This is a genomic window from Arthrobacter sp. SLBN-122 (genome assembly GCF_006715165.1).
Taxonomy (GTDB): domain Bacteria; phylum Actinomycetota; class Actinomycetes; order Actinomycetales; family Micrococcaceae; genus Arthrobacter.
Genome location: NZ_VFMS01000001.1, coordinates 3,636,504 through 3,662,843, shown reverse-complemented (window position 1 = coordinate 3,662,843; position 26,340 = coordinate 3,636,504). Strand labels below are relative to the sequence as shown.

Annotated in this window: 21 protein-coding genes, 1 tRNA gene and 1 pseudogene; 6 read left to right on the top strand and 17 right to left on the bottom strand. The window is 65.8% G+C overall.

Annotation, left to right across the window (positions count from 1 at the left end):
• Positions 1-25 precede the first annotated feature (25 nt).
• Complete coding sequence (locus tag FBY36_RS16850; protein WP_142121247.1) at positions 26-3,424, bottom strand: pyruvate carboxylase; 3,399 nt, start codon at positions 3,422-3,424, stop codon at positions 26-28.
• Positions 3,425-3,726: 302 nt separating this feature from the next.
• Here FBY36_RS16850 and FBY36_RS16845 point away from each other — a divergent pair, with 302 nt between their 5' ends.
• A complete protein-coding gene (locus FBY36_RS16845; RefSeq protein ID WP_142121245.1) occupies positions 3,727-4,545 on the top strand; it encodes a ParA family protein in 819 nt (272 codons plus the stop codon).
• 69 nt (positions 4,546-4,614) lie between these two features.
• Here FBY36_RS16845 and FBY36_RS16840 read toward each other — a convergent pair whose 3' ends face one another.
• From FBY36_RS16840 to gcvH, 5 genes are all read right to left on the bottom strand, one after another.
• The gene (locus FBY36_RS16840) at positions 4,615-5,208 is read right to left on the bottom strand and encodes a MerR family transcriptional regulator (RefSeq protein ID WP_018763528.1); all 594 of its coding nucleotides are present in this window, start codon (positions 5,206-5,208) and stop codon (positions 4,615-4,617) included.
• 232 nt (positions 5,209-5,440) lie between these two features.
• Positions 5,441-5,944 carry a bifunctional nuclease family protein gene (locus FBY36_RS16835; RefSeq protein WP_056331728.1) on the bottom strand — a complete coding sequence of 168 codons (504 nt, stop codon included), beginning with the start codon at positions 5,942-5,944 and terminating at the stop codon, positions 5,441-5,443.
• Positions 5,944-6,660, bottom strand: a complete 717-nt coding sequence (gene ftsR / locus FBY36_RS16830; RefSeq protein WP_018763526.1) for a transcriptional regulator FtsR — start codon at positions 6,658-6,660, stop codon at positions 5,944-5,946. Before ftsR ends, FBY36_RS16835 begins: the two co-directional genes overlap by 1 nt.
• Before the next feature lie 23 nt (positions 6,661-6,683).
• Positions 6,684-7,160, bottom strand: coding sequence for an FHA domain-containing protein (locus FBY36_RS16825; RefSeq protein ID WP_142121243.1), 477 nt, complete (start codon positions 7,158-7,160; stop codon positions 6,684-6,686).
• Between the two features lie 155 nt (positions 7,161-7,315).
• Entirely contained in the window at positions 7,316-7,702 is a 387-nt protein-coding gene (gcvH, locus tag FBY36_RS16820) for a glycine cleavage system protein GcvH (RefSeq protein ID WP_018763524.1), read from the bottom strand.
• 169 nt (positions 7,703-7,871) lie between these two features.
• On the opposite strand from gcvH, the gene FBY36_RS16815 reads away from it, so the two are divergent.
• From FBY36_RS16815 to FBY36_RS16805, 3 genes are all read left to right on the top strand, one after another.
• A complete protein-coding gene (locus FBY36_RS16815; protein WP_142121241.1) occupies positions 7,872-8,741 on the top strand; it encodes an Fpg/Nei family DNA glycosylase in 870 nt (289 codons plus the stop codon).
• Positions 8,742-8,948: 207 nt separating this feature from the next.
• A complete protein-coding gene (locus FBY36_RS16810) occupies positions 8,949-10,724 on the top strand; it encodes a polysaccharide deacetylase family protein (protein WP_142121239.1) in 1,776 nt (591 codons plus the stop codon).
• Positions 10,725-10,906: 182 nt separating this feature from the next.
• Entirely contained in the window at positions 10,907-12,037 is a 1,131-nt protein-coding gene (locus FBY36_RS16805) for an IS1249 family transposase (RefSeq protein ID WP_160141902.1), read from the top strand.
• Between the two features lie 88 nt (positions 12,038-12,125).
• Here the strand turns inward: FBY36_RS16805 and FBY36_RS16800 are convergent.
• From FBY36_RS16800 to FBY36_RS16755, 10 genes and pseudogenes are all read right to left on the bottom strand, one after another.
• Positions 12,126-12,202: transfer RNA gene (locus FBY36_RS16800), tRNA-Pro, on the bottom strand.
• Positions 12,203-12,338: 136 nt separating this feature from the next.
• Entirely contained in the window at positions 12,339-13,886 is a 1,548-nt protein-coding gene (gene der, locus FBY36_RS16795) for a ribosome biogenesis GTPase Der (protein WP_142121234.1), read from the bottom strand.
• Positions 13,887-13,896: 10 nt separating this feature from the next.
• Positions 13,897-14,575: pseudogene (locus FBY36_RS16790) on the bottom strand (lysophospholipid acyltransferase family protein).
• Positions 14,576-14,606: 31 nt separating this feature from the next.
• Positions 14,607-15,320: a (d)CMP kinase gene (gene cmk / locus FBY36_RS16785; protein ID WP_142121232.1), complete on the bottom strand. Its 714-nt coding sequence runs from the start codon at positions 15,318-15,320 to the stop codon at positions 14,607-14,609.
• Positions 15,320-16,429 carry a prephenate dehydrogenase gene (locus FBY36_RS16780; protein ID WP_142121230.1) on the bottom strand — a complete coding sequence of 370 codons (1,110 nt, stop codon included), beginning with the start codon at positions 16,427-16,429 and terminating at the stop codon, positions 15,320-15,322. The genes cmk and FBY36_RS16780 overlap by 1 nt, the downstream gene beginning before the upstream one ends.
• Before the next feature lie 3 nt (positions 16,430-16,432).
• Positions 16,433-17,641 carry a pseudouridine synthase gene (locus FBY36_RS16775; protein ID WP_142121228.1) on the bottom strand — a complete coding sequence of 403 codons (1,209 nt, stop codon included), beginning with the start codon at positions 17,639-17,641 and terminating at the stop codon, positions 16,433-16,435.
• Positions 17,642-17,774: 133 nt separating this feature from the next.
• Positions 17,775-18,410, bottom strand: a complete 636-nt coding sequence (gene scpB / locus FBY36_RS16770) for an SMC-Scp complex subunit ScpB (RefSeq protein WP_142122690.1) — start codon at positions 18,408-18,410, stop codon at positions 17,775-17,777.
• Positions 18,411-18,445: 35 nt separating this feature from the next.
• Positions 18,446-19,261 carry a segregation and condensation protein A gene (locus FBY36_RS16765; RefSeq protein ID WP_142121226.1) on the bottom strand — a complete coding sequence of 272 codons (816 nt, stop codon included), beginning with the start codon at positions 19,259-19,261 and terminating at the stop codon, positions 18,446-18,448.
• A gap of 7 nt (positions 19,262-19,268) precedes the next feature.
• Positions 19,269-20,168, bottom strand: a complete 900-nt coding sequence (locus FBY36_RS16760) for a ParA family protein (protein WP_142030898.1) — start codon at positions 20,166-20,168, stop codon at positions 19,269-19,271.
• Positions 20,169-20,398: 230 nt separating this feature from the next.
• On the bottom strand, positions 20,399-21,745 hold the full coding sequence (locus tag FBY36_RS16755) for a cation:dicarboxylate symporter family transporter (protein WP_142121224.1): 1,347 nt from the start codon (positions 21,743-21,745) through the stop codon (positions 20,399-20,401).
• A 158-nt stretch (positions 21,746-21,903) separates the two neighbouring features.
• On the opposite strand from FBY36_RS16755, the gene FBY36_RS16750 reads away from it, so the two are divergent.
• Positions 21,904-23,535, top strand: a complete 1,632-nt coding sequence (locus FBY36_RS16750; RefSeq protein WP_142121222.1) for a sensor histidine kinase — start codon at positions 21,904-21,906, stop codon at positions 23,533-23,535.
• Positions 23,532-24,245: a response regulator gene (locus FBY36_RS16745; protein ID WP_142030895.1), complete on the top strand. Its 714-nt coding sequence runs from the start codon at positions 23,532-23,534 to the stop codon at positions 24,243-24,245. The genes FBY36_RS16750 and FBY36_RS16745 overlap by 4 nt, the downstream gene beginning before the upstream one ends.
• A 36-nt stretch (positions 24,246-24,281) precedes the next feature.
• Here the strand turns inward: FBY36_RS16745 and FBY36_RS16740 are convergent, their stop codons facing one another.
• Positions 24,282-26,186 (bottom strand): propionyl-CoA synthetase, encoded by a 1,905-nt coding sequence (locus FBY36_RS16740; RefSeq protein ID WP_142121220.1) that lies wholly within the window; start codon positions 26,184-26,186, stop codon positions 24,282-24,284.
• Between the last annotated feature and the right edge of the window lie 154 nt (positions 26,187-26,340).

The following is a 26,340-nucleotide window of genomic DNA, read 5'->3' as shown; positions in this document are numbered from 1 at the left end:
CGTGTCGCTGGCGTGCTGCCTTGGCTTACTGTTCGATGACCAGCAGCAGGTCTCCGCCCTGGACCTGCTCCACAGAAGAGATGGCGAGGCGGGAAACCTTGCCGCCTACCGGCGTCGTAATCGATGCTTCCATCTTCATTGCCTCGATGGTTGCCACCGTGTCGCCGGCCTTCACCTCATCACCGGGCTTGACCGTGACGGTGACGGCGCCCGCGAACGGCGCGGCCACGTGGCCGGGCTGGGCGGGATCGGCCTTCTCGGCGGCCTTGACGTTGCTCACGACGGAACGGTCGCGCACCATGACCGGCCGGGACTGGCCGTTGAGGGTGCACATGACGGTGCGCATGCCTTTCTCGTCCGGCTCGGAGACGGCCTCCAGGGACGCGATCAGGCGCACGCCCTTCTCCAGCTGGATCTCGTGCTCCTGGCCGCGCTGCAGGCCGTAGAGGTAATCACGGGTATCCAGCACGGAGATGTTCCCGTACGTCTCCACGCTCTTCAGGTAGTCCTTGGTGGGCCCGTCGAAGAGCAGCCGGTTCAGCGTGTGCTGGCGGGTCTTCGAATCGGACTTCAGCGCGGCGCTGTCCTCGGCGCTGAGTTCCACGTCGCGGACCTTCACGCTCCGGCCCTGGAGGGCCTTGGTGCGGAAGGGCTCCGGCCAGCCTCCCGGAGGATCACCGAGTTCGCCGGACAGGAACCCGATCACGGAGTCCGGGATGTCGTAGTTCTGCGGGTTCGCCTCAAAATCTGCGGGATCGGCGTTGAGACCCACCAGGTGCAGGGCGAGGTCGCCCACTACCTTGGAGGACGGCGTCACCTTGACCAGGTGGCCCAGGATGCGGTCGGCTGCGGTATACATGTCCTCGATGGCTTCGAAGCGCTCCCCCAGGCCCAGGGCCATGGCCTGCTGGCGCAGGTTGGACAGCTGTCCACCCGGGATCTCGTGCTTGTACACGCGGCCTGTGGGGCCGGGCAGGCCGGACTCGAAGGGTGCGTAGACGCGGCGTACGGCCTCCCAGTACGGTTCGAGGGAGCTGACGGCGTCCAGGCTGAGGCCGGTGTCCCGCGGAGTGTGGGCCAGGGAGGCCACAAGGGCCGACGCCGAGGGCTGGCTTGTGGTTCCGGCCAGGGACGCCGAGGCAACATCGACGGCATCCACACCAGCGTCGACGGCTGCCAGAAGCGTGGCGAGCTGTCCGCCCGCAGTGTCGTGGGTGTGCAGGTGGACCGGCAAGTCGAACCTTTCGCGGAGGGCTGCGACCAGTTTGGCGGCAGCTGCAGGCCGCAGCAGGCCGGCCATGTCCTTGATGGCCAGGATATGGGCGCCGGCGTCGACGATCTTCTGCGCCAGCCCCAGGTAGTAGTCCAGGGTGTAGAGCTTCTCCTCCGGGTCCAGCATGTCCCCGGTGTAGCAGAGCGCCACCTCGGCGACGGCGGTGCCGGTGGCCCGGACGGCGCGGATGGCCGGTGCCATCTGGCTCACGTCGTTCAGGGCGTCGAAGATACGGAAGATGTCGATGCCAGTGGCTGCGGCCTCGTTGACGAACGCCTCGGTGACCTCTTCAGGGTACGGCGTGTAGCCAACGGTGTTCCGGCCGCGCAGCAGCATCTGGATGCAGACGTTGGGCATGGCCGCGCGAAGGGCGGCAAGCCGGTCCCAGGGGTCCTCCCCCAGGAAGCGCAGGGCCACGTCATAGGTTGCCCCGCCCCAGGCCTCCACGGACAGCAGCTGCGGAAGCAGGGCCGTGACGGCCGGTCCTGCGGCAACCAGGTCCCGCGTGCGGACACGGGTGGCCAGCAGGGACTGGTGCGCATCACGGAAGGTGGTGTCGGTGACGGCGACGGCGGTCTGTTCACGCAGCGCCCTGGCGAAGCCTTCCGGGCCGAGCTCAAGGAGTTTCTGGCGTGATCCTGGTGCCGGCTGCTTGCCTTTGACGTCGGGCAGCTTGTGGGCGGGGTTGGAGTGCACTGTCAGTTCACCGTTGGGCTTGTTGACGGTGACGTCGGCCAGCCAGGTGAGGAGCTTGGTGCCGCGGTCGGCCGAGACGCGGGCCTTGAGCAGTTCAGGGCGCTGGTCAATGAAGTTGGTGGCCACGTCCCCGGCGATGAAGTCCGGATCATCCAGGACGGCCTGGAGGAAGGGGATGTTCGTGGAGACGCCGCGGATGCGGAATTCGGCCAGGGCGCGGCGGGCACGGGCCACGGCGGCCGGGTAGTCCCTGCCGCGGCAGGTGAGCTTGACCAGCATGGAGTCGAAGTGCGGGCTGATTTCGGCGCCGGAGTAGACTGTGCCGCCGTCCAGCCGCACACCCGCCCCGCCTGCCGAGCGGTAGCCGGTGATCTTGCCGACGTCGGGCCGGAAACCGTTGGCTGGATCTTCCGTGGTGATGCGGCTCTGCAGGGCTGCGCCGCGCAGCTTGACGGAGTCCTGGGAGAGGCCAAGGTCGGCGAGGGTCTCGCCGGAGGCGATCCGCATCTGGGCCTGGACCAGGTCCACGTCCGTGACTTCCTCGGTGACCGTGTGCTCCACCTGGATGCGCGGGTTCATTTCGATGAACACGTGCTGGCCTGCCCGCTCGCCCTCAGTGTCCACCAGGAACTCGACGGTGCCGGCGTTGACGTAGTTGAGCGCTTTGGCGAACTTCACTGCATCGCGGTAAAGGGCCTGGCGGATGCCCTCGTCCAGGTTGGGGGCCGGAGCGATCTCGATGACTTTCTGGTGCCGCCGCTGGATGGAACAGTCACGCTCAAAAAGGTGCATGACGTTGCCCTCGGCGTCCGCGAGGATCTGCACTTCGATGTGCCGCGGGCGCAGGACCGCCTGCTCCAGGAACATGGTGGGGTCACCGAACGCCGCATCGGCTTCACGCATGGCTGACTTGAGGGCTTCGGGGAGGGCTTCGCGGGTATCCACCCGGCGCATGCCGCGGCCGCCGCCGCCTGCCACAGCCTTGGCGAAGATGGGGAATCCGATCTCATCGGCGGCAGCCAGGAGCTCGTCCAGGTCCTTGGACGGCTCGCTGGACTTCAGGACCGGCACACCCGCTTCGCGGGCCGCTTTCAGGGCGGCGACCTTGTTGCCTGCAAGCTCCAGCACCTCGGCGGGCGGACCCACGAAGGTGATTCCGGCTTCCTTTGCTGCCCGGGCCAGTTCGGGGTTTTCCGAGAGGAAACCGTAGCCCGGGTAGATAGCGTCCGCTCCGGATTCCTTGGCTACCCGCACCACCTCCGCCACGTCGAGGTAGGCCCGGACGGGGTGGCCTTCCTCGCCAATCAGGTACGCCTCGTCCGCTTTCTGGCGGTGGATCGAGTTTCGGTCCTCTTGGGGAAAAACGGCAACGGTCTTGGCGCCAAGCTCGTAGCCGGCGCGGAAGGCCCTGATCGCGATTTCACCGCGGTTGGCCACCAGAATTTTGGAAAACATGCTTCTCCTGCATCATTGCGGGGTGGACTGATGAGTGGTCACAGTGTCTAGGACCTACAAGGACAAACACAAATCATTGTGGCAACAGTCACAGATTTTCCCGTCATGTCCCGATCGCTTTCAGCCTGGCTGGCGGAAACCGCCCCGGCAGCACAGTCGGTGCCATGCCGACGCCCGGTAAAGCAGGATTCGCCGACGCATCAACATATGATGAGTAGGGCGGCAGGACCGTCCGGCTTCGGCTCTGCCGAGGCAAACATTACTCCCAACACGGCATCCGGCGTTAGGTTTTGGTCTCTCAAGTGCAAGTAGTCAGCATCAGCAGCCTTAAGGGTGGAGTCGGCAAGACTTCCGTCACCACAGGATTGGCGTCTGCGGCGCTGGCCGCCGGAGTACCCACGCTGGTGGTGGACCTGGATCCGCACGCCGACGCCACCACGGCCCTCGGCGTACAGCCAGGCGACCACCTGGATATCGGCAGGATGCTGAAGAGCCCGCGCAGGGCGAAACTGGCCGAGAATGTGGTGCGCAGCAGCTGGGCTGACCGCGCCCCATCAAACGGTGCCGGGCCAGCCGTGCTGGATGTCGCCGTCGGATCTGCCTACACCGGTATCTATGACCGGCCGGACCTTGGCCGCCGCGACCTCCGCCGGCTTTCCGCCGTGCTCGCCGGCGCCGACGGATACCAGCTGGTCCTCATTGATTGCCCGCCGTCGCTAAACGGCCTGACGCGCATGGCGTGGGCTTCCAGCGACAAGGTTGCCCTTGTCGCAGAGCCCGGCCTGTTCTCAGTTGCCGGCACGGAACGCACCATGCGCGCCATCCAGCTGTTCAAGCAGGAGTTCGCACCCAATCTGTCACCGGCAGGCATCGTGGCCAACCGCGTCCGCAGCGGCTCCTCCGAGCACACCTACCGCCTGGCAGAGATGGAATCCATGTTCGGCGAACTCCTGCTGAGCCCGCGCATTCCCGAACAGGCCAACTGGCAGCAGATCCAGGGCGCCGCCCACCCCGTCCACCACTGGCCCGGGGATTCGGCGAAGTCCGCGGCCGGACTGTTCGACGAACTGCTGTCCAATCTCATGGCAGCCGGCAAGGGCCTGCGCAGCCGCACCCGCTGACACGCGCAGAACAAACAGGTCCGCCCTCCGGCTGGAGGGCGGACCTGTTGTTTAAGGTATCTGTGCGGCTCAGCTGATCTTCCGCGCGGCCCGCCGCTTGCTCAATTCGTCGTCCGGAAAGGACTGTTCTGCGGCATGCTCGCTGGGGAGGGAAGCAAGGCTGCCTTCCACTTCGCGCCATACCCGTCCCACGGCAATGCCGAAGACGCCCTGGCCGCCCTGGACGAGGTCAATGACTTCGTCGGCGGACGTGCACTCGTAGACACTGGCGCCGTCGCTCATGAGCGTGATCTGGGCCAGGTCCTCGACGCCCCGTTCCCGCAGGTGTTCAACGGCCGTGCGGATCTGCTGGAGGGATACGCCGGTGTCCAGGAGCCGCTTGACCACCTTGAGCACCAGGATGTCGCGGAATCCGTACAGCCGCTGGGAGCCGGATCCTGCAGCACCGCGGACTGCAGGCTCAACCAGCCCTGTACGGGCCCAGTAATCAAGCTGGCGGTAGGTGATGCCTGCTGCCTTGCAGGCAGTGGGACCGCGGTAGCCGGCGTCCTCGTCCAGTACGGGCAGGTCCTCGGTGAACAGGAGGCCCTGGGCACCGCTCACGGGCACAGCAACACCAGCCGTGGGCTGTTTCAGCCCGCCTGCTTCGCCTTTGGGACTCACCTGGATCCTCCTTGTCGTACGCTCCCGGGAACTGATACGGCAGCCTTGGCATGAAGACCATGCGTGTAATTTTTCCGCGGGGCGCACTTTCCAGTGTGACTTGCGCGGCTGCCGTAAGCAAGGGAACTTGATACTTCGACGTTAGGCCCGGCGGGTCCCGAGGTCAAAGACCCCAGGGGCTTGGAAGAGGCGTGTCGAAACTTTCAGGCTTAACTTTAACCTTAACGTGACCTCAGCCGTCGAAATCCTCGGGTTCCACGTCATCGAGGAACTCGCGGAATCGGCGCAGCTCGCGTTCCTCATCCACGGTGGGGCCCGGCTCCGCGTCCTCGCCCTCATCGTGCTCGGTAATACGGACTCCGGCCTCATCCATGACGGAATCGGCGCACCAGATCCGGCACTTTGCGCGCAGCGCCACCGCAAGCGCGTCCGAAGCCCGGGAGCTAACGGTGGTTCCGTTCTCGAACTGCAGCTGCCCGTAGAAGATGTTGTCCTCCACCGCGACGATGTTGACACTGACCACCGAGTGGCCCAGCGACTCCACGACGTCCACCAGGAGATCGTGCGTCATGGGCCGGGGCGGCACTACGCCCTGCTGGGCAAGGGCAATGGCGCTGGCTTCCGGGGTGCCGATCCAAATGGGGACGTGGCGTTCGCCGTGCATCTCCTTGAGCAGGACCAGCGGCTGGTTGGAAGGCAGTTCGATGCGAACGCCTACAATCTCGACTTCGATCATCAGATGTCCATGCGTGAGATGTGGTCCTGCACCAGGGCCCGGTGCAGGGTGAGGCAGAGGTCGCTGATCTCGCGGGCGGCCTCGGCCGCGCGCGCCTGTGATGCAGAGTCCTTGCGGGAAGCAAGCGGTGCCACAGCGCGTTCCACCAGGCCGAATTCACGTTCGGCCGCTGCCTGGAAGGGCCGCAGGTGGCGGGGCTCCAGCCCGTGGCTTTCCAGCTGGACGCAGGCGCGGGCAACCTGGAGGGCGTGTTCGTCGAACTGGCCGTTGCTGTGGCTGATGAGGCCGAAGCTTAGCAGTGACTGCAGCAGGGGAACGCTGGCGCCGGATTCGGTGCGCAGCTGTTCCTCGCTCAGTTTCCTGCCCCGGTTCTGCAGCTCGGCGGCCAGCTCGTCAGAGACAATACGCGGGGAAACCACGACGCCGGGCGGCAGGTTCTCCGGCCGCTCCCCCCTGTCGATGGCATCAAGGTAGTCCTTGATGACTTTCAGGGGCAGGTACTGGTCCCGCTGCAGGGCCAGCACGAAGCGCAGCCGCTCCACGTCGCCGTCGGAATACTGGCGGTAGCCGGCTGGGGTGCGCCGGGGGTTGATCAGTCCCTTTTCCTCAAGGAACCGGATCTTCGACGCCGTCATGCCCGGAAAGTCAGCGCTCAGCTGGGCGAGGACTTCGCCGATGTTCAGGACCTGGGGGCCCCGGCGTTCCGGTTGTGCCATTGCCACAGGCAGCGGTCCCCGGTTCAGCTGCGGCCTGCAGCCGTGGCAGGGCTCAGGTAGAAGGTGAGGCGGAACTTGCCGATCTGGACTTCGCTGCCGGACTTCAACTCCACACGGTCCACCCGGTCATGGTTGACGTAGGTGCCGTTGAGGCTGTTCTTGTCCACTACTTCAAAGCTGCGCGCCGTGCGCCGGAATTCGACGTGGCGGCGCGAAACCGTGACGTCGTCCAGGAAGATGTCCGCGTCCGGGTGCCGGCCCGCGGTGGTCACGTCTGAATCCAGCAGGAACCGGGCACCGGCATTCGGGCCGCTGTGGGCAACAAGCAGCGCCGAACCGGCAGGAAGGGCTTCCACCGAGTTGCGCTCGTCAAAGGACAGCCTGGGCGCGATGGTGGGTTCATCGGTGACGGGGGTGAGATGGATCGAGGTGGTCTCCGACGCCTTAGCCGCACCCGTGCCGTAATCCCCGTCGGCAGGGTTGTGTCTGTGGCCAGCCATGGATTCCTCCTCTTTGACGTTGCGGGCATCAACCCGCAACCAACGTTTGCTCTCCGGCCCTGCCAGCAGGTCCGGCACCGGCACCCGATCCGGGGGCTGACGTGCGAAGACGCTTTGCCTGCGGCGCGGGGCCGGACCGGAAATACCGGTTAGCTTTAGCCTACCTGTTGTTCGTACTCCGATGCACTGAGCAGGGACTCAACGGCGTCAGGTTCGGCGAGTTTGACCTCGATGAGCCAGCCGTCGCCGTACGGATCAGTGTTGATGAGCGCCGAATCGCTGTCCAGGGAGTCGTTCCGGGCCACCACTTCGCCGGAAACAGGTGCGTAGATGTCGCTCACGCTCTTGGTGGACTCGACCTCACCGACTACTTCGTTTGCCGTAATCTTCGTGCCGACTTCGGGCATCTGGGCGTAAACCACATCTCCGAGGGCGTCCTGGGCAAAGTCGGTGATTCCCACGCGGACCACGCCGTCGGCATTGGGGGCAGTGACCCACTCGTGTTCGGCGGTGTAGGACAGGTCTTCGGGAATGTTGCTCATGGGAGGCCTTTCATCGGGGTACGCGCCAAAATGTCAAAAGGGGCCCGCAAAAGGGGCCGCCGCTGAAAGTATAGGCACAACTGCCGGGGCCGGCACGGGCCTTTCTGACAAGATGGGAGCCATGAGTGCAAGCACTGGTGCGGCATCCCGGGGACAGGACAGGTAGCCCATGCCGGAACTGCCTGAAGTCGCCGGCCTGGCCGCGTTCCTTGACGAACAGCTGCGGGGCTGCGTGGTGTCCCAACTGCAGATCGTCTCCTTCGCAGTGCTCAAGACCGCCGACCCGCCCTTCAACGCCATCGAAGGCCGTACCGTGTCCGGCGTCCGCCGGTTCGGAAAGTTCATCAGCATCGACACGGACGGCATTTCCCTGGTGTTCCACCTGGCACGCGCGGGCTGGGTGCGCTTTACGGACTCCCCCGCCGGCAGCCAGCTCCGGATGGGCAAGGGCCTGATCGCCGTCCGCGCTGCCTTCTCCGGTCCGGACGGGCCGCGTGGCCTGGATTTGACGGAAGCGGGCACCAAGAAGAGCCTCGCCGTCTATGTTGTGCGCGACCCCCAGGAGGTCCCCGGCATCGCCACCCTGGGTCCGGATCCGTTCACTGAAGCGTTCGACGCCGACATGCTGGGTGAGATCCTCGCCGGCAGTTCCCAGCAGGTCAAGGGACTCCTGCGCAGCCAGAGCGTCATCGCCGGCATTGGCAATGCCTACAGCGACGAGATCCTGCACGCCGCCCGGATCTCGCCGTTCGCCATCGCAAAATCCCTGGACCGGGAGACGGTGCAGGTGCTGTACGACGCCATCCACTCCGTGCTGGGCGAAGCGCTGGCGGAGGCAGCCGGCAAGCCGCCCAAGGACCTCAAGGACGTAAAACGCAGCCACATGCGGGTTCACGCCCGGACTGGCCAGCCCTGCCCCGTCTGCGGCGACACCGTCCGGGAAGTCTCGTTCGCGGACACTGCCCTGCAGTACTGCCCCACCTGCCAGACAAAAGGCAAGATCCTGGCGGACCGGAGAACGTCCAAATTCCTGAAGTAGGAAGATGGCAACCCAAGCCGTCCCGCGGCGCCCCGGGAAGCAGAAATTGGATGGAGATTTGTTGCCCGGCGACTGCGGCACCACCACGGGCGGTGTGGCGCTGAGATTGGATTGCGATTCGGGACTTCCGGTCCTACCCGGGCGCATCCCTTCGGCATAGCGTTTTGACCAAGGCTCGCATGTCTCGATCAGCACGAAGGGGTCACAATGCGCCGGTATCGGCCCGCCGTCCTCGGAATGGCATTGGCCCTCGCCCTCGGCGGCGGCGTCGGGGGCATGGCCGTGGGGCCGGCCGCCGCATCAGCGGTGGCTGCGCAGCGGAGCGTTCTCTCGTCGATGGCGGTCCAGGAGGTTGGCGACGACGCCATCATCCAGCACTATGAGCAACTCGGCGGCGCCGCATCGTTCCTCGGCACGCCCGTCGGCAGCCCTTACGACATCGCTGGGGGCCGCGCCCAGGACTACACCGGCGGCACGATCTACTGGAGCCCCGGCACCGGAGCCAAGGAGGTAAACGGGGCGATCCGCGGATACTACCTCGCCCTCGGCGGCCCCGCAGGCTTCCTGGGCTTCCCACTCACCGACGAGACCGGCACTCCCGGCGCCGCTGGCCGCTACAACGACTTCGCCGGAGGGTCGGTCTACTGGAGCCCCGGTACCGGAGCCAAGGAGGTAAACGGGGCGATCCGCGGACACTACCTCGCCCTCGGCGGCCCCGCAGGCTTCCTGGGCTTCCCACTCACCGACGAGACCGGCACTCCCGGCGCCGCTGGCCGCTACAACGACTTCGCCGGAGGGTCGGTCTACTGGAGCCCCGGTACCGGAGCCAAGGCGGTAAACGGGGCGATCCGCGGACACTACCTCGCCCTCGGCGGCCCCGCAGGCTTCCTGGGCTTCCCACTCACCGACGAGACCGGCACCCCCGGCGCCGCTGGCCGCTACAACGACTTCGCCGGAGGGTCGGTCTACTGGAGCCCCGGCACCGGAGCCAAGGCGGTAAACGGGGCGATCCGCGGACACTACCTCGCCCTCGGCGGCCCCGCAGGCTTCCTGGGCTTCCCACTCACCGACGAGACCGGCACCCCCGACGGGGTGGGCCGGTACAACCACTTCAGCGGCTCGAACGCCGGTTCGTCGATCTACTGGTCCCCTGCTACGGGAGCCCACGAAGTGTACGGGGGCATCCGGGCCCAGTGGGTGGCTCTCGGTTGGGAGCGCAGCCGGCTCGGCTACCCGACCAGCGGCGAATACGGCATCACGGGCGGGCGCCGCAACGACTTCCAGCACGGTTCGATCCTGTGGCACGCGGCCGGCGGCAGGACCGAGGTCATCTACACCAGCATCCCGGCGGCGCTCATGGGCGTTGACCTCGAGCGCGTTCCGACCACCCAGAAGGTTGTCGCGCTCACCTTCGACGCCGGCGCCAACGACGCCGGCCTCCGGTCGATCCTCGCCACCCTCACAGCCAACGGCGTCCCAGGCACGTTCTTCCTCACCGGAAACTGGGTCAACCAGTTCCCCTCCAACACGGCGTTGATCTACAACGCGGGGAACCGGATGGGCAATCACTCCATGACGCACCCGGACTTCACAACCCTGACCGACGCCCAGATCGCGGCCGAGATCAGCAGCGCCCAGAGGGCCATCGAGGCCGCTGGAGGCGACCCGCTCCCGTTCTTCCGCGTCCCGTTCGGCGCCCGTGATTCCCGCACGATCCCGGACGTCAACGCCGCCGGCTACGCCGCGATCCGGTGGACCGTTGACACCCTCGGCTGGCAGGGCACCATGAACGGAACGCGCGGCCCGGGCTTCATCGTCCAGCGCGTCATGGCTTCTGCGCAGCCCGGGGAAATCGTCCTGATGCACCTCGGCTCGAACCCCGACGACGGCTCAACGCTCGACGCCGCGGCCCTTCCAGAGATGATCTCCCAGCTCCGGGCGGCCGGCTACGGCTTCGTCACCCTCGACGCTGCTCTCGGCTAACCGGCACCCAAGGCGAACGTACGGTTTTTGAATGGGTTTTCGGTGGCCAGCTCAAATCCGGGGTTATAGGACAAAACGTGTGTATGGGAGGGGCTTGCTTCCCAGTGGCGGCGGGGGAAATCAGTGGTAGCTAAGCTTTTGAAGCTTAGGGTGGCTGGGGTGCTTGCATATCTCTGGAGTGTTTGATTTGTGGTCGTGCGCTGGTTCGGAACGGGAAAACGGCTGCCGGTAAGCAGCGGTATCGGTGTCTGGAGTGCGGGGCGAGCCGTTCAGGTGAACGTCCCGATGTGAGCCGGCGGGCGGAACTGGAGGCGTTCCTGGGCTGGCTGCTGGGCACCTCGAGCCAGTCAGCGTCAACGTCGTTAGGGACGGCCCGGTCCTTCCGGCGCCGCACCTCGTGGTGCTGGACCATAGCCCCGCAGATCCCGATCACGGGCGAGATCCATGACCAGATTCAGGTTGATGGCATCTATGTGGGCTCGTGGTGTTGTTTGATCGCTGTGGCCGGGGATCACGTGCTTGGCTGGCAGTGGTGCGACACCGAGAAGAAGGCGGCGTGGACTGCCCTGCTCGCCCGGTTTCCCGCCCCTATCGTCGTGATCACCGATGGCGGCTCCGGCATCGCGGCGGCCCTGTCCGAGTGCTGGAGTGAGACCGCGGTACAGCGCTGCCTGGTCCACGTCCAGCGCAACGTCCGCACCCATCTGACCGGCAGGCCCAGGACTGACGCGGGCAAGGCATTGCTGCGGCTCGGGCGGGCGCTGACGAGGATTACCACCGCGGCCGAAGCGGCGGCATGGCTGGGTGGGCTGAACGACTGGCACCAGACCTACGGGCACCTGGTTAAAGCCCGGACCTACAGAAACGGCAGCGCCGTCGTGCCGGGCTGGGTCAGGGCCAACCAGACCTGGTGGTACACCCACGACAGGCTCCGTAAGGCCTACCGGCTCCTGGAACGACTCAGTCAGGCCGGAACACTGTTCACCTACCTGCGCACCGAGTTCGCAGGCCTCCAGATCGCCTCGACCACCAACCGAATTGAAGGCGGCACCAACGCCCAACTCCGGTTACTGCTGCGGGCACATCGGGGCATGAGCGAAGACCACCGCAAACGAGCGATCGAGTGGTACCTCTACCTGCACAGCGAACAGTCCCTGCAACCGGCAAAACTCATCGAAACCCACCATCACACCCCACCCAAAACAAAATCCAAGGCCCAGAAGGAACAGGACCCTGGCCCCGAGCTTTACAGCACCGGCCTTAGCGCCGACGAAGGGCTCTGGCACCGCAAAGGCTGGGCAGGACGCTCGTGACGCGCCCGGGATTTACACACGCTTTGTCCTATAACCCCAAATCCGGCAACGAAAAAGCCGCGGAAACCCTGAGGTTTCCGCGGCTTTGTGGTCGGGCTGACAGGATTTGAACCTGCGACCCCTTGACCCCCAGTCAAGTGCGCTACCAAGCTGCGCTACAGCCCGCTGGTTCCGCCGTTCTCCGCTGAACTCAAACCCGAGGATTTTCATCAGCAGTCCGGCCGAACCACCTAGAAGAGCTTACACGATCCGGAGGGGTGCCTGTGACACTTTCCGGCGATCAGCCCCAGGTGTGTCGCAATTAACGCTTGCGGCCACGCTTTTCCCGGACGCGCATGCTGACCTCAATCGGGGTGCCTTCGAATCCGAAGGTCTCGCGCAGGCGGCGGGTAATGAACCGGCGGTACCCCGGGTCCAGGAAGCCCGTGGTGAACAGCACGAACTTGGGCGGCCGGCTGGAGGCCTGGGTGCCGAACAGGATGCGCGGCTGCTTGCCGCCGCGGACCGGGTGGGGGTGCGCAGCCACGAGCTCACCCAGGAAGGCGTTGAGGCGGCCGGTGGCGATGCGCTTGTCCCAGTTCTCCAGGGCAAGGTCCAGGGCCGGAACCAGGCGGTCCTTGTGCCAGCCGGTCTTCGCCGAAATGTTGACCCGCGGCGCCCATTCGACGTGCGCCAGGTCCTGCTCGATTTCGCGCTCCAGGTAGCGGCGGCGCTCGTCGTCCAGCAGGTCCCATTTATTGAAGGCCAGGACCAGCGCGCGGCCGGACTCGATGGCCAGCTGCAGGATGCGGACGTCCTGTTCGCTGAGGACCTCGTCCACGGCGAGGAGTACGACGGCGACCTCCGCCTTTTCGAGAGCGGACTGCGTCCGGAGTGAGGCGTAGAAGTCAGCACCCTGGGCCATGTGCTGGCGGCGGCGGATGCCGGCGGTATCCACGAACCGCCAGGTGCGGCCGCCGAGTTCGATGAATTCGTCCACCGGGTCGCGGGTGGTTCCGGCGGTGTTGTCCACCACTACCCGTTCGGATCCCGCAAGCTTGTTCAGCAGCGAGGACTTCCCCACGTTGGGCCGGCCAATAAGGGCAATGCGGCGGGGGCCGCCGGAACGGTCGGTTCCCTCAATGGTGGAGAACTCCGGCAGCACCTCCATGACGTGGTCCAGGAGGTCGGCCACACCGCGTCCGTGAAGGGCCGAGACCGGGTAGGGCTCGCCGAAGCCGAGGCCCCACAGGGCAGCGCTGTCAGCCTCCTGGGCAAAGTCGTCCACCTTGTTGGCCACCATGATGACCGGCTTCTTGCTGCGGCGCAGCATCTTCATGACGCCTTCATCCGTGGCAGTGGCGCCAACGGCGGAGTCCACCACGAAAAGCACGGCGTCGGCGAGTTCCACGGCCATCTCGGCCTGCTCGGCGACCCGGGCGTGGATGCCTCGGGCGTCGTGTTCCCACCCACCGGTGTCCACCAGGGTGAAGTTGCGGCCGTTCCAGTTGGCCGAGTACATGACACGGTCGCGGGTGACGCCCGGGGTGTCCTCCACCACTGCCTCGCGGCGGCCCAGGATGCGGTTCACCAAGGTGGACTTCCCCACGTTCGGCCGCCCGATGATCGCCAGGACGGGATCAAGCTTGACCGGCCCGTCAACGTCCTCGTCGCCGTATTCCCCGCTCAGCAGTGCGGCATCGTCTTCGTCAAGCTCGTAGTCCTCGAGGCCGGCCCGGAGCGAGGCGGCACGCAGCTCCGCTTCGTCGTCGCCAATTGCCGCCAAGCGTTCGGCAACCTGGTCCGTGCCTGCGGGGGTGTATTCGTCGTCGGCGCCGGAATGCCCGGAAGTCTGGGTGGTGTCGCTCATTGCACTGTCCTTAGTGGTCATCTGCCGGCGTCCCCGGCTACTGCTGTCAAGTCGTTATGGTCAGCGAAGGGCAGTGGCTGCCCGCTGAGTTGGATGGTGTCCTGGACGTGCCCTGCCAGCGCTGCACGGATGTCCTGCGCCGCCCTGTCCATTGAAGCACGCCCGCTTTCGCCGGCCCGGCGGGCCAGGGTAAGGGCTGAGCCGAAGCTGACGTGGAAGCGCCGCCCGGGCCGCGGAACGAAGTCCAGGTGCTCATTGCCCTGCCGGGTGCCCAGGATGGCGACCGGAACAACGGGGGCACCGGAGTTCAATGCCAGCCAGGCCACGCCGCCGTTGATGTCCGCCGCTGACCCGCTCCCCCGCGTCCCTTCGGGAAGAATCCCAACGCAGCGTCCGGCGTCGAGCATGTCCTTGCAGCGCTGCAGCGCAGCCCGGTCCCCCCGCCGGTCCACCGGAAGCTGCCCGGAGGCGGTAAGCACCCGGCCCAGGAAACCCTGGAACATCTCCTGTTTCACCAGGATGTGCATGGGCCGCGGTGCCGCGCCGAACATGACCGGCCCGTCCAGGAAGCTGATGTGGTTGGCGGCGAAGATTACCGGCCCGCCGGTGGGAACGTTGCTCCTGCCCGTCACGGTGGTCCTGTAGACCAAGTGGTCCAGGATCCAGCCCACCGGCCTGCTCCACGCCATGGTCAGGCCGGACGGCAGGGCCACGCCGGCGTCAGTCACGGTTGAGCACCTTGGTGACGATTACCAGCGCGGCGTTGACGGTCTGCTCGAAGTCCAGGTCCGAGGAGTCCAGCGTCACCACCCCGGAAGCGGCCTGGGTGAAGTTCACCACGGTTGAGTCCTTCGCATCCCGGTGGGTCACCTGGGCTGCCAGCTGCTCGGCGTTCTGCGTCCCGCCCAGCTGGATGCCCCGCCGGCGAAGGCGGGCTTCCTCGCTTGCGGTGAGGAGCATGCGCACCTCGGCTCCGGGCGCGACGACGGTGGTAATGTCCCTGCCTTCCACCACCATCCGGCGGTGGTGCTTTTCGATGAGGTCCCGCTGGCGGCGGATGAGTTCGGTCCGTGCACCAAGGGTGGTGGCCACAGAGCTGACCGCGGAGGAAATTTCCGGTTCACGGATGGCGTCGGTGACGTCCACGCCGCCCACCCGGACGTATTCCTCCTGCGGGCTGGTGCTTAATTCCAGCACGAAGTCCCGGGAGGCCTGTTCCACGGCCGCACCGTCGTCAAGGTCGATACCCTGGGATACGCAGTACCAGGTGAGGGCGCGGTACATCGCTCCGGTGTCCAGGTAGGCCAGCCGCAGCCTGCGGGCAACCTCCTTGCTCACGCTGGATTTACCGGAACCTGACGGTCCGTCGATGGCGACCACCAGCGGCCGGCCGATGCGCAACGCGCGCATGGTTTCGAGGAGTTCCTGTGTCATTACTGAAGTACCCGCCATCCGCGGTCGTTGAGAGCTTCGATCAGGTGGTCGTGCTTGTTCGGCAACACAGACAATTCCACCATGCCAACGTTCTGTCCTGAGGAATGGTCCAGCCGAAGGTCTTCCACGTTCACGCCGATTTCACCAATTTCGGTGAGCAGCTGCGCGATCTGGCCGGGCTTGTCATCCACCAGGACGGTGAGCCAGGAATATGCCTGCGGCGGGCCGCCGTGCTTGCCGGGAATCCGGGCCTGCCCGGCGTTGCCCTCACTGATCAGCTGCGCCAGGTCCAGCCGGGCTCCCGGCGCCGAGGGCTGCTCCAAAGTCCCAATGAGGCGATTCAGGTCCTCACGGACGCCGTACAGGATCTCCACGACTTTGGCCGCATTCCCGCCCAGGATCTGCACCCACAGAGTGGGGTCGCTCGCGGCGATCCTGGTGACGTCCCGCAGGCCGTTGCCGGCCAGGGACAGGGCATGCAGCGGGGTTCCCTGGAGACGACTGGCCAGCAGGGAGGACATGACCTGGGGCAGGTGCGACACCAGGGCCACCGCCTCATCATGTTCGTCCGCCGTGAACTGCGAGACCACTGCCCCCAGGTCCGAGGCGAGCGACCGTGCCACCTGAAGGGCAGCGCCGGAGGTCTCCTCCGACGGGCAGATCACCCATGGCATGGACGTAAACAGCTCGCCGCGCGCGGCTACCGGACCGGACTTTTCCCGCCCAGCCATGGGGTGGGTGCCCACGTAGCGCCTGAGGTCGGCACCGAGGCTGCACAGCCGGGCCAGGATGTCCGCCTTGACGCTGGCAATGTCCACCACGACGGCGGCTGGGTAATCAGCGAGCGCCTTGTACACGACGTCGGCCGTAACGTCCGGCGGAGCGGCGACCACCACAAGCTGGGGCTTGGCGTCCCCGAGGTCCGCCAAGGGACGTCCGGCACCGATGTCCACCGCCACCGCCTGGTTGGTGGGCGAGGGGTCGGACAGGAATACCGGTACACCACGGCCGCGCAGGCCCAGCCCGATGCTGGTGCCCAGCAGTCCGGTGCCAATCACCACTACCGGGCCATCCAGGTGGCCACGGCCCTGGCTTTTGAACGCCGACATGCGTCAGAGTCCTACGGATGCCAGCAGGTGGCCGACTTCCTGCTTGCCCAGGTTGCGGATGCTGCCCTGGCGCTGGTCACCGAGGCCGATGGGGCCCACCTTGACGCGGACCAGCCGCTGGACCGGGAAACCGACGGCATCGAAGAGGCGGCGGACGATCCGGTTCTTGCCCGAGTGGAGCACAACCTCGATCAGAACGTGGCCCGGGGTGGAGTCCACCAGGCGGAAGGAGTCGACGTTCGCGAAGCCATCCTCCAGTTCCACGCCGGACTTCAGCTGGGCGCCGACGCCCTGCGGGAACGGCCCGCGCACCTGCACCAGGTAGGTCTTGGGGACTTCGTAGGACGGGTGGGTCAGCCTGTTGGCCAGTTCGCCGTCGTTGGTCAGCAACAGCAGGCCTTCGGTGGCGACGTCGAGCCTGCCCACGTGGAAGAGGCGTTCGCCGGTGTTCTTGTTGCTCTTCAGGAAGTCGCTGATGCAGGGCCGGCCCTCGGGGTCCTCCATGGTGGACACCACGCCCTTGGGCTTGTTGAACACCATGTAGACCAGGTTCTCGTCCAGCTGGATCCGCAGGCCGTCAACGTGGATGACGGCGGTCTTGGGATCGACGCGCATGCCGAGTTCCGTGACCACCTGGCCGTCCACCTCAACGCGGCCCTCGGCGATCATCTCTTCACAGACGCGCCGGGACGCCACTCCTGCGGACGCCATGACCTTCTGGAGGCGCACGCCGTCGGCATCGTGGAGTTCCGACTGCGGAACGTTGCCGCGGGGACCCTTCTTCCGGCCGGGCTTGCGGACCGGACCCAGGTTCTGGCCGAAGCGTTCGCTGCCAAAGGCACGCGAAGCTGCTGCCCCGGGAGTGCCGGTACGCGGCTTGGGCTTGAGGGCGCCGGGAGTTCCGGGAGCCTTCTTGGCGCCGGGCTTGCGGGCAGCGGGCTTCCGCGACGACGGCTTCGCGCCACGGGCACCCTCAGCCGGACGTCCCTGCTGGTCCCCCGCGAGGTCGGGGTCAATAAAGCGTTCCTCGCGCGGCTTGGGGCTTCGGTGCGGCCGGTCCCCGCCAAAGCCGGCGCCTCGCTTGCCTGTTCCGCCGCGGGAGCCTCCGCTGAAGCCGCCGCCCTGTGTGCTGCGCTGCTGGGAATTGTTGCGTTCGTTCCCGCCGCGTCCCGAACCGTTACGTGGTGAACCCTGGCGTCCCGCCTGTGTCATGACCCGTCCTTCAATGTGTTTTGGCCGGCAAAGATGTCCAAGGACAACCCTAGCCAGCCGTGCAGACTTCGTCTGCCCTGATAAAAAACCTGATAAAACCTGCTGATGGGACAGGTGCCGGCAGGGCGCCTGCCTACATCGTCCCGGCGTCGTAGAACTCTGCGATCCCGTCGAGCCCCGGAAGGTGCGGCGACAGCTGGGGCAGGTCCCCCACTGAACTGATTCCCATCCGTTCGAGGAAATAGGAGGTGGTCCGGTAGAGGATTGCGCCGGACTCGGGATCGGCTCCCGCGTCCTCGATCAGCCCGCGCTGGGCAAGCGTCCGTACGACGGAATCAACATTGACACCGCGAATCGCAGACACCCTGGCCCGGGAGACGGGCTGGCGGTACGCGATGACTGCCAGTGTTTCCAACGCCGCCTGGGTAAGCCTGGCCGTCTGCCCTTCAAGCACATATTTGCCCACAATGTCGGCAAACTCCGTGCGCGAGTAGATCCGCCAGCCACCGGCGATGTTCCGCAATTCAAAACCCCGGGGGCTGGAACCGATGCCAGCGTGGCTGGCATCCTCCATCTCCGGGGCTTTAACAGTATAGCCGTTATACTCACGCTGCAGTTCTGCCAGGAGGGAGCGGACGGTATTGACCGTCAGGCCCACTCCCGCAGCCAGCTCCTCTTCGGTGGCTGGTTCGTCGAGGACCATGAGGACAGCTTCGAGGGCAGCTTTGGCACCGCCGGGGAGGTCGTCGAAGTCCGGGCCGTGGTCCAGATCCTCCTGGGGCGCCCTTTCCTGCGGCTTGGGGTTCACGGTTGCTCCTCATACTCTTCGCTCAGGTTTTCTGCAGACCAGTCCCGGCCTTCGGCTGTCCAGTGGATGGCAAGCTCGGCCAGAGGGGACAGCTGGTCGAACGCGACGGCCCGGTCCCGGAACAGTTCCAGGAGGGCCAGGAACCTGGCCACCACCACCAGGGTGGACTCGGCGTCGGCAATCAGGGAACGGAAGGTCTGGGGCGATTCCTGCTGAAGGCGGAGCCCCAGCATCCTCGCTTCTTCCTTGACGCTGACGGTGCTTCCGTGCAGGTGTCCGAGTGCCACCTGGGGCGGCTGGGCCAGCGCTTTAGGCCGGAGCGCGGCCTCGGCCAGCGCGGCGAACTGCTCCGGTGTGTGCTTCCAGACCAGCTCGGGGAGCATCGCCGCGAAGTGCTCCTCCAGGGCCACCTGCCGCGGAAAGCGCCGGCCTTCCTGGTGAAGGGTTTCGCCAAGGATTCCTGCCACCTGTTTGAAGGCCTTGTACTGCAGCAACCGGGCAAAGAGGAGGTCCCGTGCTTCCAGCAGGGCGATGTCCTCGTCGTCCTCCACTTCACCGGCCGGAAGGAGCCGTGCTGCCTTGAGGTCCAGCAGCGTGGCGGCGATCACCAGGAACTCGCTGGCCTCGTCCAGCGCCCATTCTTCGCCGAGCTGCTGCAGTTTCCGGATGTACTTGATGAACTCATCCGTGACGGTGGCGATGGCCACTTCGGTGATGTCCAGCTGGTGCTTGGCGATCAGTCCCAGGAGGAGGTCGAACGGACCCGTGAAGTTGGCCAGCCGCACCTCGAAGCCGGGTTTGGATTCGGCCACGGCGTGCTTAGGGCGCGCCGCCGCGGGAGATCAGCTCCTTGGCCAGCCGGCGGTACGCATCCGCGCCCACGTGGTTTCCGGCGTAGCTGGTGATGGGCTCCGCGGCCACCGTGGCGTCTGCGAACTTGATGGAGCGCTTGATGACCGTTTCGAAGACCTTGTCGCCGAATGCCTCCACCAGCCGGGTGATCACTTCGCGGCTGTGCAGTGTCCGTGCGTCGTACATGGTGGCCAGTACGCCGTCCACCTGCAGGCGCGGGTTCAGCCGGTCCTGGACCTTGTCGATGGTTTCGACCAGCAGCGCCACGGCACGGAGGGCGAAGAACTCGCAGATGAGCGGAATGATCACGCCGTGGGCTGCAGTGAGGGCGTTCACCGTCAGGAGTCCCAGGGAGGGCTGGCAGTCGATGAGGACGACGTCGTAATCGTCTTCGACTTTTTTGAGCGCACGGTCCAGGACCTGTTCGCGCGCAACCTCGTTGACCAGCTGGACTTCTGCGGCGGAGAGGTCGATGTTGGCCGGCAGGAGGTCCACGTTCTCCACACCGGTGTGGTGGATGGCGTCGCGGATATCCACCTTGCGGTCCATCAGGACGTTGTACACGGTGAGGTCCAGTTCATGCGGGTTGACGCCCAGGCCTGCCGAGAGCGCACCCTGGGGGTCGAAGTCCACCAGCAGGACACGGCGGCCGTACTCGGCGAGCGCCGCGGCGAGGTTAATGGTGGAGGTGGTCTTGCCTACGCCGCCCTTCTGGTTGACCATGGCGATCACGCGTGCCGGACCGTGGGAGGGCAGCGGCGCGGGTTCCGGGAACTCCCGGTATGGGCGCCCGGTGGGCCCCATCACCGCGTTTTCCAGGTCGAATTCCGTGCCCTCCAGAGTTGCTGAACCCTGTTCGCTGCTCACGTATCTGTCCACACTTTCGATGACGGTGATTTCCTGCCGCTGGCTCACCAGCGCCGTTCGTTCTGCTCCCTAGGTTACAGCGCCCGACACGGTATTCGACGGAACTTGACTTTCCGCGAATGTTGAGCCTTGACCCTCTAGCTGAGGTCGAAGGTTGAAGTGGGGGGGAACGCGAAACCGCCCCCGCAGCATGGCTGCAGGGGCGGTTTCGTGGGGTGTGCGGGTGGCGGCTAGGCCTTTGCGGCCTCGCGTGCGCCCTCTTCCTTGGGTGCCATCTCGCCGTGGTGGTGGACCATCATGGTTGCTTCGTCGAAGGGTTCTTCGCCGGAGAGCACCCGGCCCACCTGGCCGCCGTCGATCTCCTTGACCCAGGTGCCGATCAGGACGGTGGCCACGGCGTTGCCCGTGAAGTTGGTCAGGGCACGGGCCTCGGACATGAACCGGTCGATGCCGACGATCATGCCCACGCCGCCCAGCAGCTCTGGACGGTGGGCCTGCAGGCCGGCCGCCAGGGTTGCCAGGCCGGCGCCGGTCACGCCGGCGGCGCCCTTGGAGGCGATGATCATGAAGATCAGCAGCGAGATCTGCGCGCCCAGGTCCAGCGGGGTTCCCATGGCGTTGGCGACGAAGAGCGAGGCCATGGTCAGGTAGATGGCCGTACCGTCAAGGTTGAAGGAGTAGCCGGTGGGGACGGTGACGCCGACGACGGGCTTGGAGACGCCCAGGTGTTCCATCTTGGCGATCAGGCGGGGCAGGGCAGCTTCGGAGGATGAGGTGGAGAAGATGAGGAGGTATTCGCGGGCCAGGTACTTCATGAGCTTGAAGATGTTGACGCCGGCCACTACCTGCAGCAGTCCGCCGAGGATGACCACGATGAACAGGGCGCAGGTGATGTAGAAGGCAATCATGAGGGTGAACATGCTGATGATTGCCTGGAAGCCCGTTGCACCGACGACGGCGGCGATGGCACCGAAGGCGCCTACCGGAGCCAGCCACATGATCATGATCAGGATGCGGAATACGAGAGCCTGGCCGTAGCTGACGGCCTTGAGGATGGGGGCACCCTGGGCGCCCATCTTCTGCAGCGCGAAGCCAACCAGGATGGCTGCCAGCAGGGTGGGCAGGACGGGGACGTCACTGGGAATGATTCCCAGCAGGAAGTCCACGGTGCTGTCCGTGGCGGCCTTCTTGTTGGGGTCGTACGGCGACAGCTTCAGGCCCTCACCCGGGTGGATGATGTTTCCCACCACAAGGCCGATGGCCAGGGCGAAGGTGGACATGACGACGAAGTAGCCCAGGGCGAGGCCACCGACCTTACCGACGGTGGCCGCCTTGGCAATGGAGCCGATGCCCAGGACGATGGTGCAGAAAATGACCGGAGCGATCATCATCTTGATGAGCTTGATGAATCCGTCACCCAGGGGCTTGAGGGACTTGCCGACTTCCGGGAACAGCAGGCCGACGGCTGCACCCAGGATCACGGCGACGATGACGGCAATGTAAAGGTAGTGCGATTTGTCCAGGCCTTTGCGCCGCGTCTTCACGGTGTCAAGGGACTCTCCTCGTTGAGAAGCCATGATGTGTCTCCTTATGGATAATCTGATAGACGCTGGGGCACAGTCTCTGGGCTCGTCACGTCCTTGCGGTGTGATATCCATCATTGGCTACGCCGTGATCCAGCTCACCGTTGCGTTCATATTGGTCGCGGCATCCGCAGGGTCAACGAGAGGCAGGCATGATCCACCGCTGGAGTATCGCCCGCCGGCTGTTCCTGGCCAACCTGCTGATCGTCGTGTCCTTTATCGCCATTGTGGGAACCGCCGCCTACGTGGATGCCCGGGACCGGACCTATGACGAGGCCGGCCGCCGGATGGAAGGAGTTGCCGCTTCCATCGCCGCCAATCCCCTGGTGCTCCAGGCTGCCGTCACGCCGGACCCGTCCACCCTCCTGCAGCCGTATGCCAGGGATGTGACCACCGCGGCCCACGTCGACTTCATCACCATCATGGCTCCCGACCGCACCCGCTGGACCCATCCCAGGGACGAGGAGCTGGGCCGGCCGTACATCGGATCGATTGACGCCGCGCTCCGGGGCCAGCCATTCACCGAAGTCACGGCCGGGACCCTGGGCCCGTCCGTGCGCACGATTGTTCCGGTCAAAGATTCCGCGGGGACCGTCAAGGCGCTCGTGGCGGTGGGAGTCACTGTCCGCAGCGTCGATATTGCCTTCGCCGGGCGTCTTCCCGTCCTGCTGGCCGTTGGCATAGCCCTCCTGGTGGGCGGCTCCCTGGCGTCGTGGCTGCTGGGCAGGTACCTGCGGCGGGTAACCAGGGGCTGGGGTCCCGAGCAGCTGGCGCAGCTGTTCGCCTACTACGAATCGGTGCTGCACTCGGTCCGTGAAGGACTGATCCTCATCGATGCGCGCAAGCGCGTGGTGATGTACAACGACCAGGCTGCCGAACTGCTGGGCCTGGCGGACACGGGCAGCAATGATCCCACCCGGCCCCCATCGCTGGCAGACCTTCCCTTGGACGAAGAACTGCGCAGCCTGTTCGAATCCGGACGGACCACCAAGGACGAGATGGTCCTGACCGATTCCCGCGTGCTGGTGGTCAACCAGGGGCCGGCCCGGGGTCCTGAATCCCACGGAACGCGCGGAAAAGTCCCCGTGTACGGCACCGTGGCCACCCTCCGGGACCGGACCGAGATCGAAGCGCTGGGCAATGAACTGCAGACCATGCGGACCCTCTCCGACGCCCTGCGCGCCCAGACCCACGAACATGCCAACCGGCTGCACACCATGGTTTCGCTCCTGGAACTGGGAAGGACCGGGGAAGCCCTGGACTTTGCCACCCAGGACCTGGCCCTGAGCCAGCAGCTGACGGATGACATGGTGAGCTCGATCGATGAACCGGTGGTGGGCGCACTGGTCATGGGAAAGGTGGCCGAAGCCCACGAACGCGGCGTCCAGTTGGACGTCTCCACCCTGGGCTCCGGCACGGCAACCGGAGTGGCCGTCCAGGACCTGGTGACCATCCTGGGCAACCTGCTGGACAACGCCATCGACGCCGCCGCCGATGCACCGCCTCCCCGGCGTGTGGAACTGACCCTGGAGGCCGACGACGAAGGCCTGGATATCGCCGTAAACGACTCCGGGACGCCCATCGACCCCGCGGACGCGGAAAAGATCTTCCGGCACGGATTCAGCACGAAGCCCGCGGGGCCCGGAGGCCGGGGCATCGGCCTTGCGCTGGTCCGGCAGGCGGTGCAGCGTTTGGGCGGTACGCTGGCCATCAACGGCCGGCGCGGCGCCAAGTTCGAAGTATTCCTGCCCGCAGCGTCCGCGGAGAAGGAGCACAGACAGTGAGCAACATCCGGGTCCTCGTCGTCGAAGACGAGGCCATCGCTTCGGCAGCGCACGCTGCCTACGTGGGAAGGCTGGAAGGATTCGAGCTGGCCGGGACTGCCCCCGACGGCCAGTCTGCCCTGCGGCTGCTGAACGAATTCGTGGCCGCGGGACAGCCTGTGGAACTGGTCCTGCTGGACATGAACCTGCCAGACCTGCATGGCCTGGACATCGCCCGGCGGATGCGTTCGGCGGGCATCCTCGCGGACATCATCGCGATCACGGCAGTGCGTGAACTTGCGATCGTACGCAGCGCGGTGGCAATCGGCGTGGTCCAGTACCTGATCAAGCCCTTCACGTTCGCAACGTTCTCCGACAAGCTCGAAAACTACCGCCTGTTCCGCCAGCAACTGGGTGGTTCCAGCGGCGGTCCCGGCAAGGGGGGTGCGTCCCAAAGTGAAGTGGACAGGGCCTTTGCCAGCCTCAGGGCGCCGTCCGAACTCCCGCTTCCCAAGGGCCTTTCCACCTCGACGCTGGGCTCCGTCCAGGAGTTTCTCCGCCGGCAGCCGGAAGCAGTGTCCGCCACCGAAGTCATGGACGCCCTGGGCATGTCACGCGTGACGGCGCGGCGCTACCTCGAATACCTTGCCGATGCCGGCACCGTTTCGCGGACCGCCCGCTATGGCACGCCCGGCAGGCCGGAAAACGAATACCGCTGGAACCCCCGCTGAACTGAATCGGGGTTGGACGGCCCTTGGATTCCCCTTTCAGCCGGCTTCCGGTCCGTCCACCCGGAGTGCTCCGATCAACTGGTCGATGACCCCCGGATCCTCAATGGTGGAAGGCACTGTATACTCCTCGCCGTCGGCTATCTGGCGCATGGTCTTGCGGAGGATCTTCCCGGACCGCGTCTTCGGCAGGGCATCCACCACCGTCACCTGCTTGAAATCCGCAACCGCACCAATGTCCCGGCGCACCAATGCCACCAGGTCCTTGGCCAGGACGTCTTCAGGAATGTCGACGCCGGACTTGAGCACCACGTAGCCACTGGGACGCTGGCCCTTGAGGGAATCGGCGAGGCCGATCACCGCGCACTCGGCCACGGCAGGGTGCTGGCCGAGGACTTGTTCGATGGCGCCGGTGGAAAGCCGGTGTCCGGCGACGTTGATGATGTCGTCGGTGCGGCCCATGACAAAGAGGTACCCATCCTGGTCCTGGTAGCCCGAATCGCCGGTGGCGTAGCAGCCATCGAAGGCCGTCAGGTAAGAAGAGATGAAGCGTTCGTCGTTACCCCAAAGAGTGGTCAGCGTGCCAGGCGGCAACGGCAGCCCCAGCACGATGTTGCCCTCGGCGCCGGCTGCCACCGCATCGCCGGTCCCGTCGAGAATCCGCAGCCGGTAGCCGGGCATCGGAACGCTGGGGGAACCGGCCTTGATGGGCAGGGGCTCCAGGCCGCGCGGGTTGGCACAGATGGCCCAGCCGGTCTCCGTCTGCCACCAATGGTCCACCACCGGCACGCCAAGGACCCGGGATGCCCAGTGGAAGGTGTCAGTGTCCAGCCGCTCACCCGCAGTGAACAGGGTCTGCAGGCTGGAGATGTCATACCTGCCCAGCAGCGATGCCTCAGGATCGGCCTTGCGGATGGCGCGCAGCGCCGTGGGGGCGGTAAAGAGCACGTTGACCTTGTGGTCCTGGACCACCCGCCAGAAGGCACCCGCATCCGGGGTACCAACCGGTTTGCCTTCGTACATCACCGTGGTGGCGCCGGCGAGCAGCGGCCCGTAGACGATGTAGGAGTGTCCCACCACCCAGCCCACATCCGAGGCAGTCCACATCACGTCGCCCGGACCGACGTCGTAGATATTCTCCAGCGTCCAGCGCAGCGCGACGGCGTGGCCGCCATTGTCCCGGACCACCCCCTTGGGAGTGCCGGTGGTCCCCGATGTGTAGAGGATGTAAAGCGGATCGGTGGCCTTTACGTCAACGGGAGCGGCCGGCTGCGCAGAAGCCATTTCCATATCCCAGTCCAGCCACCCGGCCCGGTCCGCCGCCTTGGACGCGAAACCGTCCCGCTCCTTGACCAACACGGGAATGTCCCGGGCGCCTGCCAACTCAAGCGCCTCCGCGACGGCCGGCAGGTACTCGATGCGGCGCATGGGTTCGATCCCGCCCGAGGCGGTGACCACCGCAGCAGGTGCGGCGTCCCGGATCCTGGCCGCGAGCTCCTTGGGCGCAAAACCGCCGAAGACCACGGAATGGACGGCGCCGAGCCTGGCGGTTGCCAGCATGGCAATGGCGGCTTCCGGGATCATCGGCATGTAGATGACCACGCGGTCCCCCTTGCCCACGCCGTGGCCGCGCAGCACGCCGGCGAAGCGGGCCACGAGGCCGGTCAGTTCGGCATAGGTGAAACGCTGCCGGGTTCCCAGCATGGCGGAGTCATGGATCAGTGCGTCCTGCTCCCCCCGGCCTTCGGCGACGTGCCGGTCCAGGGCGTTGTAGCAGGTATTCAGTGCGCCGTCCGGAAACCAGCTGTAGAGCGGCGCCCGGCTGGAGTCCAGTGCCCGGGCAGGAGCAGCGCTCCAGTGGATCTTTTCCGCCGCCTCCAGCCAGAAATCTTCCGGCTCTTCAATGCTGCGCCGGTAGGTATCCCGATAGCTGTTGCTGACCATAACGTAATCCCGTCCACGACATTGTGATGCAGCTCATGGTAGCTGGCCCCTCCGCGGGTAACAAGAGGTTCTGTATACAGAAGAGCCTCCTTTCGCGCTTTTTTCCTTCTTCTTCCCAAAACAACAGCACTTGTGTATACACTGGAGCCCTCAG